Origin of the sequence: Afipia sp. P52-10 (genome assembly GCF_000516555.1) — a bacterium.
In the GTDB taxonomy this organism is placed as follows: domain Bacteria; phylum Pseudomonadota; class Alphaproteobacteria; order Rhizobiales; family Xanthobacteraceae; genus P52-10.
In genome coordinates this window covers 2,270,223-2,288,215 of record NZ_AZSJ01000003.1, presented here as the reverse complement: position 1 = coordinate 2,288,215, position 17,993 = coordinate 2,270,223, and the positions used below count along the sequence as shown (strand labels likewise).

At 64.0% G+C, this 17,993-nt stretch carries 23 protein-coding genes and 1 other RNA gene; 1 reads left to right on the top strand and 23 read right to left on the bottom strand.

Annotated elements, in window-relative coordinates:
- Window positions 1–25 precede the first annotated feature (25 nt).
- The 7 genes from tolB to X566_RS12090 form a co-directional block, all read right to left on the bottom strand.
- The gene (gene tolB / locus X566_RS12120) at window positions 26–1,390 is read right to left on the bottom strand and encodes a Tol-Pal system beta propeller repeat protein TolB (RefSeq protein WP_051444045.1); all 1,365 of its coding nucleotides are present in this window, start codon (window positions 1,388–1,390) and stop codon (window positions 26–28) included.
- Window positions 1,391–1,406: 16 nt separating this feature from the next.
- Window positions 1,407–2,327, bottom strand: a complete 921-nt coding sequence (locus X566_RS12115; protein WP_244434730.1) for a TonB C-terminal domain-containing protein — start codon at window positions 2,325–2,327, stop codon at window positions 1,407–1,409.
- Window positions 2,328–2,330: 3 nt separating this feature from the next.
- Window positions 2,331–2,786: a protein TolR gene (tolR, locus tag X566_RS12110; protein WP_034466534.1), complete on the bottom strand. Its 456-nt coding sequence runs from the start codon at window positions 2,784–2,786 to the stop codon at window positions 2,331–2,333.
- A gap of 36 nt (window positions 2,787–2,822) precedes the next feature.
- Window positions 2,823–3,539, bottom strand: a complete 717-nt coding sequence (tolQ, locus tag X566_RS12105; RefSeq protein ID WP_034466531.1) for a protein TolQ — start codon at window positions 3,537–3,539, stop codon at window positions 2,823–2,825.
- A gap of 521 nt (window positions 3,540–4,060) precedes the next feature.
- Window positions 4,061–4,540 carry a DUF2852 domain-containing protein gene (locus tag X566_RS12100; RefSeq protein ID WP_034466527.1) on the bottom strand — a complete coding sequence of 160 codons (480 nt, stop codon included), beginning with the start codon at window positions 4,538–4,540 and terminating at the stop codon, window positions 4,061–4,063.
- Between the two features lie 155 nt (window positions 4,541–4,695).
- Window positions 4,696–5,358: a TetR/AcrR family transcriptional regulator gene (locus tag X566_RS12095; RefSeq protein WP_034466524.1), complete on the bottom strand. Its 663-nt coding sequence runs from the start codon at window positions 5,356–5,358 to the stop codon at window positions 4,696–4,698.
- Window positions 5,359–5,429: 71 nt separating this feature from the next.
- Window positions 5,430–6,146 (bottom strand): TetR/AcrR family transcriptional regulator, encoded by a 717-nt coding sequence (locus tag X566_RS12090; RefSeq protein ID WP_081740149.1) that lies wholly within the window; start codon window positions 6,144–6,146, stop codon window positions 5,430–5,432.
- A 97-nt stretch (window positions 6,147–6,243) separates the two neighbouring features.
- Between X566_RS12090 and X566_RS12085 the strand changes: the two genes are divergently transcribed.
- Window positions 6,244–6,885, top strand: a complete 642-nt coding sequence (locus X566_RS12085; protein ID WP_034466521.1) for a glutathione S-transferase N-terminal domain-containing protein — start codon at window positions 6,244–6,246, stop codon at window positions 6,883–6,885.
- Window positions 6,886–6,947: 62 nt separating this feature from the next.
- Here X566_RS12085 and X566_RS12080 read toward each other — a convergent pair whose 3' ends face one another.
- From X566_RS12080 to X566_RS12015, 16 genes are all read right to left on the bottom strand, one after another.
- Window positions 6,948–7,499, bottom strand: a complete 552-nt coding sequence (locus X566_RS12080; protein ID WP_034468462.1) for a TetR/AcrR family transcriptional regulator — start codon at window positions 7,497–7,499, stop codon at window positions 6,948–6,950.
- A 109-nt stretch (window positions 7,500–7,608) separates the two neighbouring features.
- Window positions 7,609–8,076 carry a nuclear transport factor 2 family protein gene (locus X566_RS12075; RefSeq protein WP_034468461.1) on the bottom strand — a complete coding sequence of 156 codons (468 nt, stop codon included), beginning with the start codon at window positions 8,074–8,076 and terminating at the stop codon, window positions 7,609–7,611.
- Window positions 8,077–8,156: 80 nt separating this feature from the next.
- Window positions 8,157–8,558 (bottom strand): tol-pal system-associated acyl-CoA thioesterase, encoded by a 402-nt coding sequence (gene ybgC, locus X566_RS12070; RefSeq protein WP_081740237.1) that lies wholly within the window; start codon window positions 8,556–8,558, stop codon window positions 8,157–8,159.
- A gap of 70 nt (window positions 8,559–8,628) precedes the next feature.
- A complete protein-coding gene (locus X566_RS12065; RefSeq protein ID WP_034466517.1) occupies window positions 8,629–9,543 on the bottom strand; it encodes a metallophosphoesterase in 915 nt (304 codons plus the stop codon).
- 63 nt (window positions 9,544–9,606) lie between these two features.
- The gene (locus X566_RS12060) at window positions 9,607–10,533 is read right to left on the bottom strand and encodes a cation diffusion facilitator family transporter (RefSeq protein WP_034468460.1); all 927 of its coding nucleotides are present in this window, start codon (window positions 10,531–10,533) and stop codon (window positions 9,607–9,609) included.
- A gap of 87 nt (window positions 10,534–10,620) precedes the next feature.
- Entirely contained in the window at window positions 10,621–11,670 is a 1,050-nt protein-coding gene (gene ruvB / locus X566_RS12055; RefSeq protein WP_034466516.1) for a Holliday junction branch migration DNA helicase RuvB, read from the bottom strand.
- A 22-nt stretch (window positions 11,671–11,692) separates the two neighbouring features.
- Window positions 11,693–12,310 (bottom strand): Holliday junction branch migration protein RuvA, encoded by a 618-nt coding sequence (gene ruvA, locus X566_RS12050; protein ID WP_034466513.1) that lies wholly within the window; start codon window positions 12,308–12,310, stop codon window positions 11,693–11,695.
- A complete protein-coding gene (ruvC, locus tag X566_RS12045; protein WP_034466510.1) occupies window positions 12,307–12,831 on the bottom strand; it encodes a crossover junction endodeoxyribonuclease RuvC in 525 nt (174 codons plus the stop codon). The genes ruvA and ruvC overlap by 4 nt, the downstream gene beginning before the upstream one ends.
- 65 nt (window positions 12,832–12,896) lie before the next feature.
- Window positions 12,897–13,148: a hypothetical protein gene (locus tag X566_RS25520; protein WP_343213069.1), complete on the bottom strand. Its 252-nt coding sequence runs from the start codon at window positions 13,146–13,148 to the stop codon at window positions 12,897–12,899.
- 21 nt (window positions 13,149–13,169) lie between these two features.
- Window positions 13,170–13,373 carry an NUDIX domain-containing protein gene (locus tag X566_RS25515; RefSeq protein WP_343213068.1) on the bottom strand — a complete coding sequence of 68 codons (204 nt, stop codon included), beginning with the start codon at window positions 13,371–13,373 and terminating at the stop codon, window positions 13,170–13,172.
- A gap of 5 nt (window positions 13,374–13,378) precedes the next feature.
- Window positions 13,379–14,125 carry a YebC/PmpR family DNA-binding transcriptional regulator gene (locus tag X566_RS12035; RefSeq protein WP_034466507.1) on the bottom strand — a complete coding sequence of 249 codons (747 nt, stop codon included), beginning with the start codon at window positions 14,123–14,125 and terminating at the stop codon, window positions 13,379–13,381.
- A gap of 246 nt (window positions 14,126–14,371) precedes the next feature.
- On the bottom strand, window positions 14,372–15,388 hold the full coding sequence (locus X566_RS12030) for an MBL fold metallo-hydrolase (RefSeq protein ID WP_244434729.1): 1,017 nt from the start codon (window positions 15,386–15,388) through the stop codon (window positions 14,372–14,374).
- Window positions 15,389–15,539: 151 nt separating this feature from the next.
- Window positions 15,540–16,361 (bottom strand): TIGR00282 family metallophosphoesterase, encoded by an 822-nt coding sequence (locus tag X566_RS12025; RefSeq protein WP_034466504.1) that lies wholly within the window; start codon window positions 16,359–16,361, stop codon window positions 15,540–15,542.
- Between the two features lies 1 nt (window position 16,362).
- On the bottom strand, window positions 16,363–16,914 hold the full coding sequence (locus tag X566_RS12020) for a 5-formyltetrahydrofolate cyclo-ligase (protein WP_244434728.1): 552 nt from the start codon (window positions 16,912–16,914) through the stop codon (window positions 16,363–16,365).
- Window positions 16,915–17,024: 110 nt separating this feature from the next.
- Window positions 17,025–17,183: non-coding RNA, 6S RNA (gene ssrS / locus X566_RS24330), on the bottom strand.
- A gap of 56 nt (window positions 17,184–17,239) precedes the next feature.
- Complete coding sequence (locus X566_RS12015; protein ID WP_034466501.1) at window positions 17,240–17,800, bottom strand: inner membrane-spanning protein YciB; 561 nt, start codon at window positions 17,798–17,800, stop codon at window positions 17,240–17,242.
- Window positions 17,801–17,993 lie beyond the last annotated feature (193 nt).

The following is a 17,993-nucleotide window of genomic DNA, read 5'->3' as shown; positions in this document are numbered from 1 at the left end:
CGCGCCGAGCGGACCGCGACAGCCGTTACGACAACAGCGGCGACCAGGCCGGATCGGACGCAAAGCTCGGCGTCGGCACCCGCTGCTCGTTACGCCCCGTCACATCGACGGTGTACAGCGCGGGCCCGGCACCGGTATCGCGGAAGAACATCAACACGCGGCCGTTCGGCGCAAACGTCGGTCCCTCGTTATGGAAGCCCGACGTCAGAATGCGCTCGCCGGAGCCGTCCGGCTTCATGATGCCGATCGCGAAACTGCCACCGCCCTGCTTGGTGAAAGCGATGAAATCGTTGCGCGGCGACCAGACCGGCGTCGAGTAGTTGCCTTCGCCGAACGAAATGCGCTGCGCGGGTCCGCCGCCGGCGGACATCACGTAGATCTGCTGCTTGCCACCGCGATCAGATTCAAAGCAGATGCGCGATCCGTCCGGCGAATAGCACGGCGAAGTGTCGATCGCCGGCGTGTCGGTGAGCCGCGTCGTTGATTTCGAACGCAGATCCATCACGAACAGGTTGGCATTGCCGCCCTGCTGCAGACTCATGATCACGCGCTGGCCGTCCGGCGAGAACCGCGGTGCGAACGTCATGCCGGGGAAGTTGCCGACCGTTTCACGCTGGCCGGTCTCGATGTTGTACAGCAGCACGCGCGGATCCCCCTGGCCGAACGCCATGTAAGTAATCTCCTGCGTGGACGGCGAAAACCGCGGCGTCAGCACCAGGTCTTCGCCGCGCGTCAGATAGCGCACGTTGGCGCCGTCCTGATCCATGATCGCGAGGCGCTTGACGCGCCGGTCCTTGGCGCCGCTTTCATCGACGAACACGATGCGGGTGTCGAAATAGCCCTTCTCACCGGTCAGGCGCTCGTAGACCTGGTCCGAAATGATGTGGGCGATGCGGCGCCAGAACTCCGCAGCCGTGAAGTATTGATGCCCGGTCTGCTGCTGACCGGAGAAGATGTCCCACAAGCGGAATTCCGCCTTCAGCCGGCCGTCCGGCTGACGGGTGATACGGCCCGTTACCAGCGCCTGGGCATTGATCGCCCGCCAGCTCTGGAATTGCGGCGGCACGTCGATGTTGGTGATCTTTTCGAGGTAGGCCGCCTGGTCGATCGGGATGAACAGGCCGCTCCGGCGCAGGTTGTTGGTAATGACCTGGGTGACGCCTGCAGCCACTTCGCCATCGGCCGGCGTACCCGGCACGAAGTTCGGAATGGCGATCGGAATCGGCTTGATCTCGCCGCCCTCGACCTTCAGCGAAGTCTGCGCCCCAGCCAGACGCGGCAGGCCTGCCGCGAGAGCTGTAAGGCCCGCGCCGAGTGCCAGCGTCTGCCGGCGGGTGATGATCAGGGATGGAGACGTCTGAAAGAGGCTGCTATCGCGCCGGGTGGTCATGATCGAAACGGGGCCTTTACCGGAATAAATCCTTGGAGCTGAAAGTGATGTCGAGACGATCCCAGCCGCCGGCATACTCCGACGGCGGTAGGAATGAATAGGGCTGGCACTGCTGGATGGCGCGGATCGCGCTTTCGGCGATCGCCGGACCGCTCGCGCTCGGCGGGCCCGCAAGCAATCGCGGAATGCCGGCCACCGTGCCGTCCTTGCGCAGTTCGAAGTAGATGCGGATTTCGATGTTCTCCGCATCGCGCACACCGGCCGGCACGTTCCAGCACTGCTTGATGCGCGCCTGCAGGGCGCCGACCCAGCTCATCGTCAGCCGCTGCGCGTTGCCCGACGCGGTGCCGAACGACGAGTTCGGATTGATGACGTCGCCCGCCGCCGCTTGCCGCAACGGATCGCGCTTGTCGAGCAGCGCTGCGATCTTCGACTGATCGAAGGTGCGCTCCTTCTTTGGCTTCTCTTCTTTCTTCGGCTCGACCTTGGTCTCTTTCTTCTCGACCGGCTTCTTTGCCTGATCCTTCTTCAAGGCTTCGGCGATCGGGTCCTGCTTCGGCTCGGGCTTCTTCTCCACCGGCTTCTCGGGCTTCGGCGGCTCGACCTTCTTCTCCACCGGCTTTGGAGGCTCCGGCGGCTTCTCGGAAGCGGCGACGATCTCCTTCTTCTCGGAGATCTTGCCGACCGGCTCGTCGATCGGCTTCGCCTCGGCGACCTTCTCGACCAGCGTCTTGGTGTTCTCCTTAACTCCGGTCTTGGTACCTTTGGTGATCTGCGACAGCTGCTCGGACGAAATGATATCGACCGGCAACGCATCCTGCGGCGTCGCGTCGAGCGAGCGGGTCGAGAAGGACACGAGTCCCCAGCCGAGCACCCCGACATGCAGGGCGATCGAAGCGGCCAGCGACTTGTCGATTTCGACCTTGCCGATTCTCAAGTCTTAAGTCCCCTGCTCCACTTCCGTCACCAGCGCGACGCGTTTGAAGCCCGCGGCAGACAGACGGCCCATCACCTTCATCACCTCGCCGTAGTTCGCGCTGCGATCGCCGCGCACGAAGATGCGCTCGTCCATGCCGCCGCGCGCCTCGGTGATCGCCTTCAGCTTGGCGACCAGATCGTCAATCTGGATCTCGGTTTCATTGAGGAAGACCTTGCCATCGACCTTCACCGACAGCGTCAGCGGCTCCTTGTCGATGTCCAGCGTCTTGGCCTGGGTCTGCGGCAGATCGATCGGCACGCCCACGGTCAGCAGCGGCGCTGCGACCATGAAGATGATCAACAGCACCAACATCACGTCCACCATCGGCGTGACGTTGATTTCCGCCATCACTGCGGCGCGACGACGACCGCGGCGGCGTCCGCCCCCGCCGGAAGCTCCGGCTGCACTCATCCCCATGGCGCGCTCACCTTTTTCGCACGACCCCCGATCATATCAGGCGCGTTCATCAATCTGGCGTGACAGGATCGCCGCAAATTCGTCCGCAAAACCCTCAAGCCGCTGGGCCTGCCGGTTCACCTCGGATGTGAACTTATTATAGAAAATAGTCGCCGGGATGGCAGCGATAAGGCCGATTGCGGTGGCGAACAGCGCTTCCGCGATACCCGGAGCGACCACCGCCAGCGACGTGTTCTTGGATGCGGCAATCGCCTGGAACGAGGTCATGATGCCCCAGACAGTTCCGAACAGACCGACGAACGGGCCCGCGGAGCCGACCGTTGCCAGCACCAGCAGGCGGCGCTCCAGCCGATCCACCTCCCGCGCGATCGAGACGTCCATTACCTTCTCGATCCGCATCTGCAGGCCTGCGAACGAGCGCGACTGGCTCTCGAACGAGCGCTTCCACTCGCGCATCGCTGCGACAAAAAGCGCGGCCATCGACTGCGTCGGCTTCGCCGACAGCGCGCGATAGAGTTCTTCGATCGATTGCCCCGACCAGAACGCCTGCTCAAAGCGATCCATCGCACGCTTCGCGCGCGAATACATGAAGATCTTGTCGATTGCGATCGCCCAAACCCAGACCGAACAGGCGATCAGGCCCAGCATGACCCCCTTCACGATCCAGTGAGCCTGCCAGAACAAGGCGATCAGCGATACGTCGGCGCTGGCAGCGACGGGGAGCGCGGATTGCGCAACGTCGGCTGGATTCATCGGTCGTGTCCTCTTAACGCGTGTCCCGTTTCAACAACTCAACAGCATCTGCATGGATGGAACGCCGCCGGACGGGCCCTGCACGCATCGTCCAACGAACCGGACGCTCTTGAGTACGATCGCACCCAATCGCCGAAGCCGGATTCATGTCACTTGGGAGGCCGTCCAAGGCCGCGTCATGCTTTCCCGCTCAACGTGTCCAAACTAGGGCTGAATCCGCCCCTCGCTCTCCGCAACCAAACGCTAAGGTTGGTTAATGTGCGGTTACCGGGCCGATGTCAGGCGCCGGAAAGTGGAACAGCTTCAATCACGAACACGGAACCGGAACCGAACCGACAGGTTTTCACGACCGCCGCCGGGCTCGCCTGGTCCGCTTTGGTGCGCGGGCCTCGCGGAGGGACGACAATGACCTTCTGGAACACGCCTCACGCAAAACAAAGCCGCCCGACTGCAGGTGCAGTCGGGCGGCTCGCAGGCTGAGAAGGGCATCAGCCTTGTTTCGGGAAGTCCGGCGCGCGGGATCAGCCCTGCGGCGGGTTATCGACCGTCGGCGGCGGCGTCGGGCGCTGGCGGCGCTCGGCCATGAACTGGTCGAACTCAGCCTTGTCCTTCGCGTGGCGCAGGCGATCAAGGAAGCCCTTGAATTCGGCCTGCTCGTCCTCGAGACGCTTCAGCGTCTCAGCGCGGTACTCGTCGAAGGCGCGGTTGCCGCTGGACGGCGCGTAATAACGGCCCTCCATCCGCGAGCGCATGCGCTCCATCTTGTACTGCATCCGCTCCATCTTGTTCTGCCACCGGCTCATGCCGTGACCGTCACGTCCGCATCCCATTTTTCGTCCCCATATGATGTAGGCCAGAATTGCGAGGCCGATCGGCCACCAGAACACGAAGCCGAGGATCATGAGAGCGATCCAGCCCGGATGTGAGGGCGTCTCCCAGAAGCTCGGAGTTTCGGCCCAGGCAGGACGACCCCACCGTTCGCTGTCTGCGGTATTGGACATTGATCCTCTCCCGTAGGTAGCTGCGCCACCGTGAATGTAAATAACATTTACATAGATAGCCGATCCACTTGGGAAGTCAAGCGAGCGCTCACCACAAACCCGTGAGAAGTGTTTCAACCGTGTTTCGCCGGAACCCGGCGATGTCTTGCCGCAACCTATTTGGCCTGGCCGGCGTCGGGATCGGCGGCGAGACCGAGGCCTCGCAGATAGATCAGCACACCCGCTTCCAGCAGATCGTCCGGCGACATCGGCAGCTTGCGGCGGGCGCCGTCACCGCGCGCGAACAGCGAGGCGATGCCGTGCGACAGCGACCAGATGTGCAGCGCCATCATCATCGCCGGCGGCCGCGACACACCCGGCGGCGTCAGTGCAGCCAGTCGTTCGGCCGCGGCGCGAATGACGGTGAAGGCACGTTCGCTCGCAGCGTTCAATGCCGGATAGTTGTCGATCGGTAGACCTGACTCGAACATCGCCGAATAGGACGCGGGCTCGTCGCGCGCGAACTTCAGATACGCTTTGCCAAGCCGCTCGAACGCCGTCGGCGTATCGGGGCGGCCATCGTCCCACGCAGCGCTCAGCAGCGCCTCGAACTGCTCGAAACCGCGCTGGGCAATACTGGAGAGCAGTTCGTCGCGATCGCGGAAGTGACGATAGGGCGCCGCCGGACTGACACCGGCAGAGCGCGCCGCTTCGGCGAACGTAAAGCCCGCAGGACCTTTCTCCGCAATCAGATCGAGCGCCGCCTGCAACAGCGCCTCTTTCAGATTGCCGTGATGGTACCCGCGCTCGCTGCGGCCGCGGTCTCTGCGCCAGTTCATGTGAAAGGCTATTACATTAATCCGGGTGAAACGTCACTGAACGATTTCGGGAAGCATGCCGGCTGAAAAGCCTATTCGGGCCCGCAAATTAAAGTCAGCGCGCCCGCGATGATCGCCTCCAGCTCGGCCTTCGGCACCCCGGCACGCGCCCGCACCGCGAGCGTATGGATCACGGCGGAAGCGATCCGGCCGAGCGCCTCGGGATCGGCCGTCTTCGGCAACTCGCCGCGCGCGCGGGCGCCGCTCAGGATTCGCACAAAGGCCTGATCCAGTTCGGCCATGCCGCTCGCCGCAACCGCACGAATCTCCGGATCGAACGCTGCTTCCGACGTGGCGGTCATCACCGTCAGGCAGCCACGCGGGCCGTCCTTGCCCGAGAGATACATATCGAGCGCGATGTCGTACATGCGCTTCAGCAGCGCGCGGAGGGGCAGGTTCGATGCGATCGCCTCCGCCATCCGCGTCCGCGCGCGATCGCGATAGTGCGCATAGGCTTTCAGATAGATGTCGCGCTTGTCGCCGAATGCGCCATAGAGGCTCGGCCGATTCATACCGGTGGCCGCACTCAACGCGTCGAGCGAGGTGGCCGAAAACCCTTCCGTCCAGAACACGTCCATGGCGCGCTCCAGCGCCACCTCCGGCTGGTAGGCGCGCGGCCGCCCGCGCCGCTTCGCTGCTAGCGGCTCCGCCTTGGCGGCTTTCGCGGGATCGGCAGCGGATGGCAGCGGCTTCGCCGCGCGGCCCTTGCCGGCGCGAGCTTGATCTGAGCCTGTTCTTTTTTGTACCATTTCGCAAATTAATCCTTGACCGCACCTAATTTATGCGGAACGGTACAAAAATCAACGGATGCCGGCAGCATCCGCCGATGCCTCAGGGAGAGCACTCATGGACCTGTATTTTTCGCCGCTGGCCTGCTCGATGGCAACCCGGATCGCGCTTTACGAAGCGAACGCCGATGCCAGTTTCCTCGAAGTCGATCCCAAGAATAAGCGCGTCCTGCAGGACAATTCCGATTTTCGCGCCATCAACCCGCTTGGCCTGGTGCCGACGCTGCGCACCGACGACGGTGTCGTCCTCACCGAGAACGCCGCGATTCTGCAATATGTCGCCGAACGCTTCCCCGATGCGCAGATCGCGGCCAAGCCCGGCATGGAGCGGTCCCGCCTGCAGCAGTGGCTCTGCTTCATCGGCACCGAACTGCACAAGGGTCTGTTCGTCACCCTGCTCGATCCGACGGCGCCTTCGGAGGCGAAAGCCTATGTGCTGCAGAAGAACCTTTCGCGCCTTGACTACGTCAACGGCCATCTCGAAGGACGTAGGTTCCTGCTCGACCATTTCAGCGTCGCCGATGCGTACCTGTTCACCGTCTTGAACTGGACCCAGGCTATCCCGGCACTCGACCTGTCGAAATGGCCCGCGATCGCAGCTTATGTTCAGCGCATCAAGCTGCGTCCCAGCGTGCAGAAGGCGGCTGCGGAGGAGTTTACGCTCTACAAAGCCGAACTCGCCCGGCACAAGGCCGCATAGGCGCTCTCGAACGTTCCATTTGCTGTAGCGGCGATGTCCCCAGGATATCGCCGCTGTTCCTTCTACCGCTTCATATTCAATCGCAGCTTCGCCTGATCCAGCGCGCGCGAAAAGACCTTCGGATCGTCGAGCGCCCGCGCCAGCACCAGCGCGCCCTGAATCTCCAGCACCACCTGCTCGGCCTGCCGGCGCGCCACGCCCTTCTCGATGCCGGAACGCCTCAACGCTGCTGCAAGCGCATCAATCCAGCCGGCAAAGTAAGTCTTCACCTGCTCGCCGAATGCATCGCGGGCGGCGCCGAGCGCCACGACACCGACCAAGCACACGCGGCGGCCCGACTGGAAGTAACGATCCACCGCCGCGAACATACCGGCAATGCCCTGCATCGGATCGTTCGTCTGACGCAATGGCTCGTAGACAGTCTCATTGAACAAACGGTCGATGTCGGCCAGGACCTCCGCCGCCATCTGCTCTTTGCCGCCGGGGAAGAAGTGATAAAGGCTGCCTTTGCCGAGTTCGGTCGCAGCCGTCATCAGCGCCAGCGAGGCCCCTTCGTAACCGTGGGCGCGAAACACCTCCGCCAGAACGGGCAACAGCTCCGCGCGCTCGGTCATCGTCGTCCTCATGGCCGCCTTGATCATCCCTGGCTTGGGACGCCTTCTCGATCCCGCTTCGACGCGCGCGTCTTCATCATTCGAAGGCCCCGCCTCGCACGGCAACGACCTAGAACGGAGTGTCGCCAAGACCCGCAACCTCCTGGGGCCGCGGTCCTGGCGCAGGCCACAGGAAGCGGCGCTCGCCTTCCTTGATCGCCACGTCATTGATGCTGGCCTCGCGCCGCCGCATCAATCCTTGCGGGTCGAACTCCCATTGCTCGTTGCCGTAGGAGCGATGCCAGACGCCGGCGTCGTCATGCCACTCGTACTGAAAGCGCACCGCAATGCGGTTGTCATGGAAGGCCCAGAGATCCTTGACCAGGCGATAGTCGCGCTCTTTCGCCCACTTGCGGGTGAGGAAGTCGACGATCGCCGCGCGGCCGTTGAAGAACTCGGCTCGGTTGCGCCACCGGCTGTCCTCCGTATACGCCAGCGCCACCCGCGCGGGATCGCGCGAATTCCACGCGTCCTCAGCCATGCGGACCTTCTGCAGTGCAGTTTCGCGCGTGAACGGCGGCAATGGCGGACGCGACATCATCGATTCCTCTGACTGTACCATTCGATACAATCAGACTGTACCGATCAGTACAGAGAGTCAAGCCGCTTGCTGGATCCTCAAGCCAGGTCCGCCTTCATAGCGATCCGCAACGGCTTCGGGATCGGCCGTGCCCGGCCGCCCGATACGAAGGCGACCCGGACTTTCGCTTCCACCAGCAAGTCTCCGCCGCGGCGCACCTCCTGCGCGAGCAGGATCGAGGCACCCTTCACCTCGATCGGCCAAGTGACGACGTCGAGCACATCGTCCATCTTCGCCGGTTTCAGGTAATCGATCTGCATGGCGCGCACGACGAACGCAAAGCCCGGCGCCTCGCTCTCGGCCTCGGCGAACAGCGCACGCTGGTCGGCGCCGAGCAGGCGGAGATAATTGGTGCGGCCGCGCTCCATGAAGCGGAGATAATTCGCGTGATAGACGATGCCGGAGAAGTCCGTGTCCTCGTAATAGACACGCACCTGCATCACATGCCGGCCGTCGCCGATCGCACCGTCCAGACTGTTGATTGCCACTGCGCCCTCGCCTGCTCGAATCTCAGGCGGCCACTTGTCCGCCCAGCGTCACCAGCACGATTTCCGGCGGCATGCCAAGCCGGAACGGCATGATGCTGCAACCGAGCCCGCCGGACACCACAAGATCGCTCGGCTCACGCACATAACCATAAGCGAACCTGTTGCCATAGCGCGAGGGCACCACCGGCGCCCATCCGAACAGCCGCACCTGGCCGCCATGGGTGTGCCCCGACAGCGTCAGCGACACTCGCTTCGGCACCCGCATGATCACGTCCGGCTCATGCGCCAGCAGGATCACCGGCGCATCGTCGGTCACTTGCCCGAGCGCCGCCGCAAGATCATCGACGCCGATGCGCGGCACCGAACGAAATCGCCGTGCGGGAAGATAGGCGAGTTGATCGCCAAGCCCGGCGATCCAGAACGGATGGCCGTCCTTGCTTAGGCGCACCGCGTCATTCTCGTAGACCGGGATGCCGACGCGCTCCAGCGCACGACGGGCAAATGGCACGCCCTTGCCCTCGCGTTGAACGGTCCGATCCTCCCACCAGTCGTGATTGCCGAGCACGGCATGCACGCCAAGCGGCGCCTTCAAGCCTCCGAGCAACGAAGCCCATTCGGCGGCGGGAATGTCGCGCATCGCAAGGCGCATGCCGGTAACGTAATCGCCGAGCAATACGATGATGTCCGCCTGTAGCGCGTTGGTGCGCGCGACGATCGACTGGATCCGCTCCAGCGACATCCATGGATCGCAGGCATGCAGGTCGGCGATCGCTGCGATCCTGAGGCGGAGACCCTTCGGCCACTGTGAGGGATCGATATCATAGCGCGCAACCTGCAGGCGTAGCAGCGGCTCGCCACCGAAACCATAGGCCGTGGTGGCAGCCCCGAACGCGCCGAGGCTGGCGACGAAACGCAGGAAATGACGCCGTGAGATCATGTCGGTCTATCGTGATGCACGGCCATCGTCCGGGGTAATTAAAGCGAAATTTGGATCAGGCGCCTACTCGGCCCATTCGATATCCGTGGTGAAGGCGATAGTCAGCCAGCGATCTGGCCCGTCGCCGCCGATCGCATCGCCGATCTCGTCGCGGATGTGGTCCCACTCCTCCAGCGTCTTCGCCGGCCAGCCTTGCGGCACGATGAAGTAAAGCTCGATCTGCTTGGCGCGGCCGACCTTCGCCGCGTAGGCGCGATAGGAGAGGAAGCCATACTTCTTGACCGCGGCCTCCGCCGCCGCCGCCACCTGCTGCTTCAACTCGTCCGGCGTGACCAGCAGCACCTCCGACAACGCCTGTTTGACGGTGCCGACCGGCATCGGTGTGATGACGATGCAGATCAATGCGAGCACGGCCGGATCGATGTACGGTGCGATCCAGACCCAACGCGTCTCCTCCACGGCATAGCCGAGCGCGAACGCGATCAACAGCGCTGCGGTGATGCCGCCCGACATCAGCCAAGCCTTGGCGTCGAGCGCGACGAAATCCGAACGCAGCTTGCGGTTGGCCCGCATCTCGACCACCGCCATGACGGCACAGGCGATCAGCGTCACCGCGGCGTAGACGATGGCATAGCTGAAGTCGAGCTTGCGGCCGCCGCCGATCAGGCTCGTGATCGCGTTGATGAAGGCGTAGATCGAGACGCCCATCAGCAGCACGCCGTTGAGACCGAGCACCATCGGTTCAAGGTGCCAGAAGCCCATGGTGAAGCGCTCGCGCAGCCGCCGCGCCAGCGCGGTCGAGCCGCTGTAGGAGGCGATCAGGTTGGAGACGATCAGTGCCAGTGCGCTCATGCTGGCATCGGCGAGCGCATACACGCCGTCGAAGGCGATGGACGTGGAGTGCGAGAGCACGCCGAAGACGATGCCGAACACCGCGACCAGCACGGTGACGGCGATCGATGCGCGCAGGATACCCTGTTCGGTGGTCATGGTCATGAAGCACCTCTCGCGCCCCGAGCATAGCGCGCTTTCAGGCCGAGGGCACAATCACCAAGACGTTGGCGGGATGGCCAACGGCTAATTGTCTTCGTCGTCATCCGCGCCGAACAGACCGAACTGCGACGGATCGCGCGAAGGCTCGGCAAGGCCGAGGTGACGGAACGCATGCGAGGTCAGCAAGCGACCGCGCGGTGTGCGCTGCAGGTAGCCGCATTGGATCAGATACGGTTCGATGATGTCCTCGATCGCGTCGCGCGGCTCCGACAGTGCCGCCGCCATCGTCTCGACACCGACCGGCCCGCCGCCATAGTTGGTGGCGATGGTCATCAGGTAGCGGCGATCCATCGCATCGAGCCCCGCCGCATCGACCTCCAGCGCACCCAGCGCATGATCGGCTATTTTGCGGTCGATGGCGCTGGCGTCGGCGGCGGACGCGAAATCACGCACGCGGCGCAACAGCCGTCCGGCAATGCGCGGCGTACCGCGCGCGCGACGGGCGATTTCGTTGGCGCCGTCCTTGGTCATGCCGACGCCGAGCACCCGCGCGCCGCGGGTGACGATCAATTCAAGCTCCGCCTCGGTGTAGAAATTCAACCGCACCGGAATGCCGAAGCGATCGCGCAAGGGATTGGTCAAAAGGCCCGCGCGGGTGGTCGCGCCGACCAGCGTGAACTTCGACAGATCGATCTTCACCGAACGCGCGGCCGGCCCCTCGCCGATGATCAGGTCGAGCTGGAAATCTTCCATCGCCGGGTAGAGCACCTCCTCCACCGCCGGGTTGAGGCGATGGATCTCGTCGATGAACAGCACGTCGCGCTCTTCGAGATTGGTGAGCAACGCCGCGAGGTCGCCGGCCTTGGCGATCACCGGGCCCGAGGTGGCGCGGAAGCCGACGCCGAGTTCGCGCGCGACGATCTGCGCCAGCGTGGTCTTACCAAGGCCAGGCGGGCCGACGAACAGCACGTGGTCGAGCGCCTCGCCGCGCTTCTTGGCGGCATTGATGAAGATCGTCAGGTTCTCGCGCGCCTGCTGCTGGCCGACGAAGTCATCCAGCGCCTGCGGGCGCAGCGCGGTATCGCCAACGTCGTCGCTGCGGCGTTCGGGGGTGACGAGCCGCGACGTGCTCATCGCTTTGCTCCTTGCGTCGCACTCACTTCGCCAGCTCCTTCAGTCCGAGCCGGATCAGCTGCGCGGTCTCCGCCTTGTCGCCGGCGCTGCGCGAGGCGGCAGCGACGGCGGCGGCCGCTTGCGGCTGACCATAGCCGAGGTTGACCAGCGCGGAGATCGCATCCGCCACCGGCTGCGGCGCACGCCTGTCGTCCACCGCGCCGGAAAGCTGCACCACCGCCGGATCGACCGTAGCGAACGACGGCGCTTTATCCTTCAACTCCGAGACGATGCGCTCGGCAACCTTCGGACCGACACCTGGCGTGCGCGCCACCGCCGCCTTGTCGCGCAACGCGATGGCATTGGCGAGATCGGATGGCCCAAGCGTGCCAAGCACCGCGAGCGCCACTTTGGCGCCGACCCCCTGCACCGTCTGCAACAGGCGGAACCACTCGCGCTCGACGTCGGTTCGAAAGCCGAACAGCTTGATTTGATCTTCACGCACATAGGTTTCGATCGCCAGCGTCGCCGCCTCACCCGCCTGCGGCAAGGCCTGCAGCGTTCGCGACGAACAATGCACCTGATAGCCAACGCCCTGCACGTCGAGGATCACGTAATCCTCGCCGTAGGAATCGATCAGCCCTTTCAGCTTGCCGATCATCGTGCCACCGCCATCTTCAGCGCCACCGCCTGGCGATGATGAGCATGAGTGATGGCGATCGCCAGCGCATCGGCCGCATCCGCCGATTGCGGATTGGCTTTCGGCAGCAGCACGCCGAGCATCACCTTGATCTGGTTCTTGTCCGCGTGACCCGCGCCGACCACGGTCTTCTTCACCTGATTGGGTGCATATTCCGCAACCGCAATGCCACGAGTCGCCGGCGCCAGCATCGCGACGCCACGCGCCTGCCCGAGCTTCAGCGTCGAGGCGCCATCCTTGTTGACGAAGGTCTGCTCGACGGCGGCCTCCGCCGGATTGTAGTCGCCCAGCACCCGCAGCAGCCCCTCATGGATCACCACCAGCCGCTCTGCCAGCGGCAGGCCCTCGCGCGTCTCCACCGAGCCGCAGGCCACGAACATCAGCCGGTTGCCTTCCACATCGATCACGCCCCAGCCGGTCCGGCGAAGGCCCGGATCGATGCCGAGAATGCGAACGGGTGGGCGAATCGGCGCGACGGACATGGCCCTTGATAGCGCCGGGCGGGTAGCAATCCTAGCTCGACAAACCGCGTCACCGGCAATTCCGCTCAGCGGGTCGCGGCCGTGAGCATATCCAGCAGCGTCTCGGGAAAAACCGGCTCCGTGGTCTCGGCCAGTTCGGCGCGCGACCACCAGCGATGCTCCGCCATCACGTCGAGTTCCAAGGCGGTCCAGCCGGCGTTGGACACGGCACAGCCGTCGGTCCGGACCAGGAAGAAGCGCTCATCGGCCATGACATGCTCGCCGGTGGTGAGCTGCAGCACGAACACGCGCCGGGCGATCTCGGGGCCGACATCCACAACGCGCAGCCCGGTCTCTTCCTAGAGTTCGCGGACCGCGGCCTGCGCAAAGCTCTCGCCCTCGTCGACGCCCCCACCTGGCGTCGCCCAATACGTCTTGCCAGCGAGCGCGCCGTCCTTGTGGACGAAGCGGAACAGCAGCACGCGATCGTCGGGATCAAGCAGCAGCAGCCGCGAGGCCGGGCGAGAGCGCAGCTGGCTTCCGTCCGGCAAAGGATCGGACACGAGGATCAGGTCCCCATCTTCGCCATCAGGGCGTCGGACACTTCGAAGTTGGCATAGACGTTCTGCACGTCGTCGTGCTCGTTGAGCTGATCGATCAACTTCAACAGCTTCTCGCCCGCCTCGTCGTCGACCGCGATCGTGTTCTGCGGCTTCCAGGTCAGCGCCACCTTGCGCGGCTCGCCGAACTTCACCTCCAGCGCCTTGGCAACATCGCGGAAGCTGTCCTGCGAGGCATAGATTTCGTGCCCGCCTTCGCCGGAAGTCACATCGTCGGCGCCGGCCTCGATCGCCGCTTCCATCATCGCGTCTTCCGACGCGACGCCGGCATCGAACTCGATCACGCCGAGCCGGTCGAACATGAACGACACCGCGCCGGTTTCCGCGAGGTTGCCGCCGGACTTCGTAAAATAGGAGCGGATGTCGGAGGCGGCGCGATTACGATTATCGGTCAGCGCCTCGACGATCACCGCGACACCGCCGGGACCGTATCCCTCGTAGCGGATCTCGTCGTAGTTCTCGCCATCATTGCCGAGCGCCTTCTTGATGGCGCGCTCGATGTTGTCCTTCGGCATGTTCTCCTGGCGCGCCGCGATCACGGCCGCGCGCAGACGCGGGTTCATCGCCGGATCCGGCATCCCCATCTTGGCGGCGACGGTGATTTCACGCCCCAGCTTGGAGAACAGCTTGGAGCGTTGCGCATCCTGCCGCCCCTTGCGGTGCATGATGTTCTTGAATTGGGAATGACCGGCCATCGGGGCTCTCTAACGTGCTCGTGTGTCGATGAGGCATGATCCGGACCGGAACGCTCACACCAGCGCAGACGGCACCGGCTGTCCGAGACGATCATGCCGAAGCAATGATGCGCGGCGTTATAAAGCATCAGCGGGACCGCTGAAAAGCTCGTTTTGCCGAAACACCCCGTCCGAACAAGGGGATGTGCTCGTGGACGGCGGCAACCGTCCGGTGTGCCGATCCGGCGCGGGGCAAAGCCGGATCGGTTACAGCACGGTCTGCATTGGCGTCGGCAGGAACGTATAGCCGTCGCCCCGCTTCGCCACATGGCCGACGCCGGGGAACGGGAAATGATAGAACAGCGTCGGCACCTTCTGCGCCGCCAGCATATCAAGGGTCCGGATCCGGGTCGCAACGCCTTGCTTCGGATCAGTGTCGAAGCCGAATTCGACCTTCGGGGTGCTCAGCGTCAGCACGAAATGATGGGCGATATCGGCCGCAAGACACAGCGTCTTGCCGCCAGACGTCATCATATACGACGTGTGCCCGACTGTATGGCCCGGCGTCGCCAAGGCCTGCACGCCGGGCACGACCTCCGCGCCATCCTTGACGAACACCATGCGGTCACGGTTCGGCAGCAACTGCGGACGGGTCGGACCAATCATGCTGCCGATCGCCGGATCGGACGCCTTGGCTTCGTCGGTCCAGAAATTGAGATCCGCCTCCGACAGGTAGATCTGCGCATTCGGAAAGTTCCGCGTGCCGTCATCGGCCATCAAGCCCCAGCAATGGTCCGGATGGGCGTGGGTCAGCACGATCGCATCGACATCCTTCGGCTCATAGCCCGCCGCCTTCAGGTTGACGAGAAGACGTCCGGCCTTGGTGCCAAACGCCTTCGCGCCACCGACGCCGACATCGAACAGCACGAGCTTGTCGCCGGTGTTGAGCAGCAGCGCGTTCTCCTGCAGCTGGATATTGTCGGTCGGCAGCATGGTGTCGGTCAGCGCCTGGTCAAGCGCCGCCTGCGTCACGCCGCCGAACAGTTGCGGGTTCGGTGGACCGAGCGAGAGTTCGCCGTCGGAAACGACGGTCGCTTCGATGTCGCCGATCTTGAAGCGGTAGAATGCGGGTGCCTGGGTTGCCGCCATCGGCGCCTTGGCGAAGGCAGGCGCAAGGGAAACACCGGCGGAGAGGCCGGCTGCCGCGGCGCCGACGCCCAGCAGGAGCGTCCTGCGGGACAGTGTCATTCGCTCAGTCATGGTTTGCATTGCTCGTCTTGTCATGATCGTCTCCTCGAAACGCGACACTGTCCGAACCGGCAGCCCCGAAACCCATGCCGACAAAGGCCTGCTGCCGGCTGCGCATCGGGTCAGGCCCCATCACACATCGCCGCCGTGACAACGCCAGTCTTGTCGATACGACGGCCGGCGTTCGCTACATCCAAAAATCCGGCTTTGCCGGGGCGAGCGTGCCACCGAGGCGCACCGGCGCGATCCTGGTCGCGAGGCCGGTCGCGTCGTCGGTCTCGATCGCAACCCCGCTCAACGTCGCAACTCCGTTTGCGGGCTCATAGCGTCCGGTGGTCAGGCCGGTGGTGAAGCGGGTCAGCGGCTCCTCCTTGTCCATACCGATGACGCTGTTGTAATCGCCGGTCATGCCCGCATCGGTCATGTAGGCGGTGCCGCCACCCAGGATGCGGTAGTCGCTGGTCGGAATATGGGTGTGCGTACCGACCACGAGCGACGCGCGGCCATCGCAGAAGTGACCCATCGCTTGCTTCTCGCTGGTCGCTTCCGCATGGAAATCGACAATGATGGCATCAGCGCCCTCACCGAGCTTGCAGGCCTCGAGTTCGCGCTCGACCATCGCGAACGGATCGTTGAGCGGCTCCATGAACACGCGCCCCTGGGCGTTGATCACCAGCACCCGGCCGCCATTGGCGGCCTCGATCATCGCAGCGCCCTTCCCCGGATTGTTCTTCGGGAAGTTGACTGGGCGGATGAGCGCCGGCACGCGCTCGATGAACACAAGCGCCTCCCGCTGCCGCCAGGCATGGTTGCCGAGCGTGACGACATCGGCGCCCGCATCGATGAACTCGTGATAGATCGCCTCGGTGATACCGAAGCCACCGGCCGCGTTCTCGCCGTTCACCACCACAAGATCGAGCTTCCAGTCGCGCTTGGCGTCCGGCAAATATTCGGCAATGGCATTGCGCCCCGAACGGCCTACCACGTCGCCGACGAACAATATCCGCAAATCACGCACCCCTGAGATCGATCGTCTCGGTCTCCGTTAGCACGAAATCGAGCCGCTCGTCGTGGCCATCGTTCGGAACCGCGGCCACTTCCTGCACAGAAAAGGCGAGGCCTATAGCTATGACGGCTTTGCGCGCCCGCAGCATGGCGAGCGAACGGTCGTAATGGCCGGCGCCGTAGCCGATGCGATGGCCTCTACGGTCGAAGGCGGCAAGCGGCACCAGCATGATGTCCGGATCGAGCGCGGGCGCAGCCGGATCAGGTTCGAGAATACCGAGTTGCCCCTTGAGCAACACCGTTCCATTCAGCCATTGGCGGAACAGCAACGGCTGGTCGCGCGCGACGATCACCGGCAATGCGAGCGTGGCACCCGCGCCTTCCGTGTGCCGCATCAACGGCACCGGATCGAATTCGCTGCGGATCGGCGAGTAGCCCGACAGCACCGCGCCGGTCGCAACGGCGACCGGCAGGCCGCGCGCAGCAACGGTCGCGGCGGCGGCCTCGCGCTCGGCGGCGGACAGCGCCTCGCGACGAGCAAGCGCTGTGTCACGCAAGGCTTTCTTGACAGCGTTGGCTTGCAGCACCGATCAGCCGTTTCTCGCCCTGCAGGTTCGTGGCGGGATGCGCGACCGTCATCCAACAGGAACCATCAACCAACGGAAAGTGCGAAGCCACAGTGGCCGTTGGAGCGCTCGATCCCGGGTTCCCTACGAAAGTAGGTGGGCGCCGTGTGTCCGGACCCACGGGTCCGGCCAGGGACAGCTCCCTGAAGGATCGATAAGGCCCCGGGGATAATGTCTCCTGACGCACCCCGCAGCTCCGCGCGACTAATGTAGCGACGAATCCCGCGCCGCGCCACCATGCTCGCCAAATAAGCATTCAAGCCGTCTGCGACGCCGCGGCGCGGCGCTTGCGCACCGCCATGCGCATGATGGCGTATTGGATGAAGAACGCCACGAGTTTCGCACCGATCAGCCCGACACTGACGAACCAGCCCCAGACGCGGAAACCGAAGCTGGTCGCCACAATCACATTGGCGATCGCCAGCACGAACATCAATGCCGCCCAGCAGTAGCCGGCATTGATAATGAACCGCTGCGACAGGTTCTCGGTCGCGACCTTCGGCAGGTAGCGCCCCATCCAGCCCGGTCGCAGCATGACGATGCCGATCGCCCCATGAACGAGGCTCGGCTTGATCATGATGAAGCGGCTGTCGTGAGTGATCAACGTCACTGCGCCGAGCACCAACACGAGCCCGAGCACCAGCCATTGCATCGCATCGACATGCTGGCCGCGCATCTTGGCGATCGCCACCTGAGCAACGCTCACCGCCACCGCAAGTCCGGTCGCGATCGCGAGGCTGTTGGTCAAGGCGTAGAGAAGCAGAAAGACGATGGCCGACAGGAAATCCAGAAAAAGCTGGCGCAGTGCGATCTGCATGGGGTCCTCAAAAGCGACGGCCATCTGACGCCGAGCCTAGAGCGTTTTAGCGCGCAGTGAAAACCGGTTCGCATGAAGAAAACGCGTCAAACAAGAGAGCTTTGGTTCTCACCCCTTGCGGCAAACGGTGCTTGCCGATGCTGAACCACAAAGGCGGCGAGCAATGGCACGAGTCGAATAGCAGTGGCGCAGA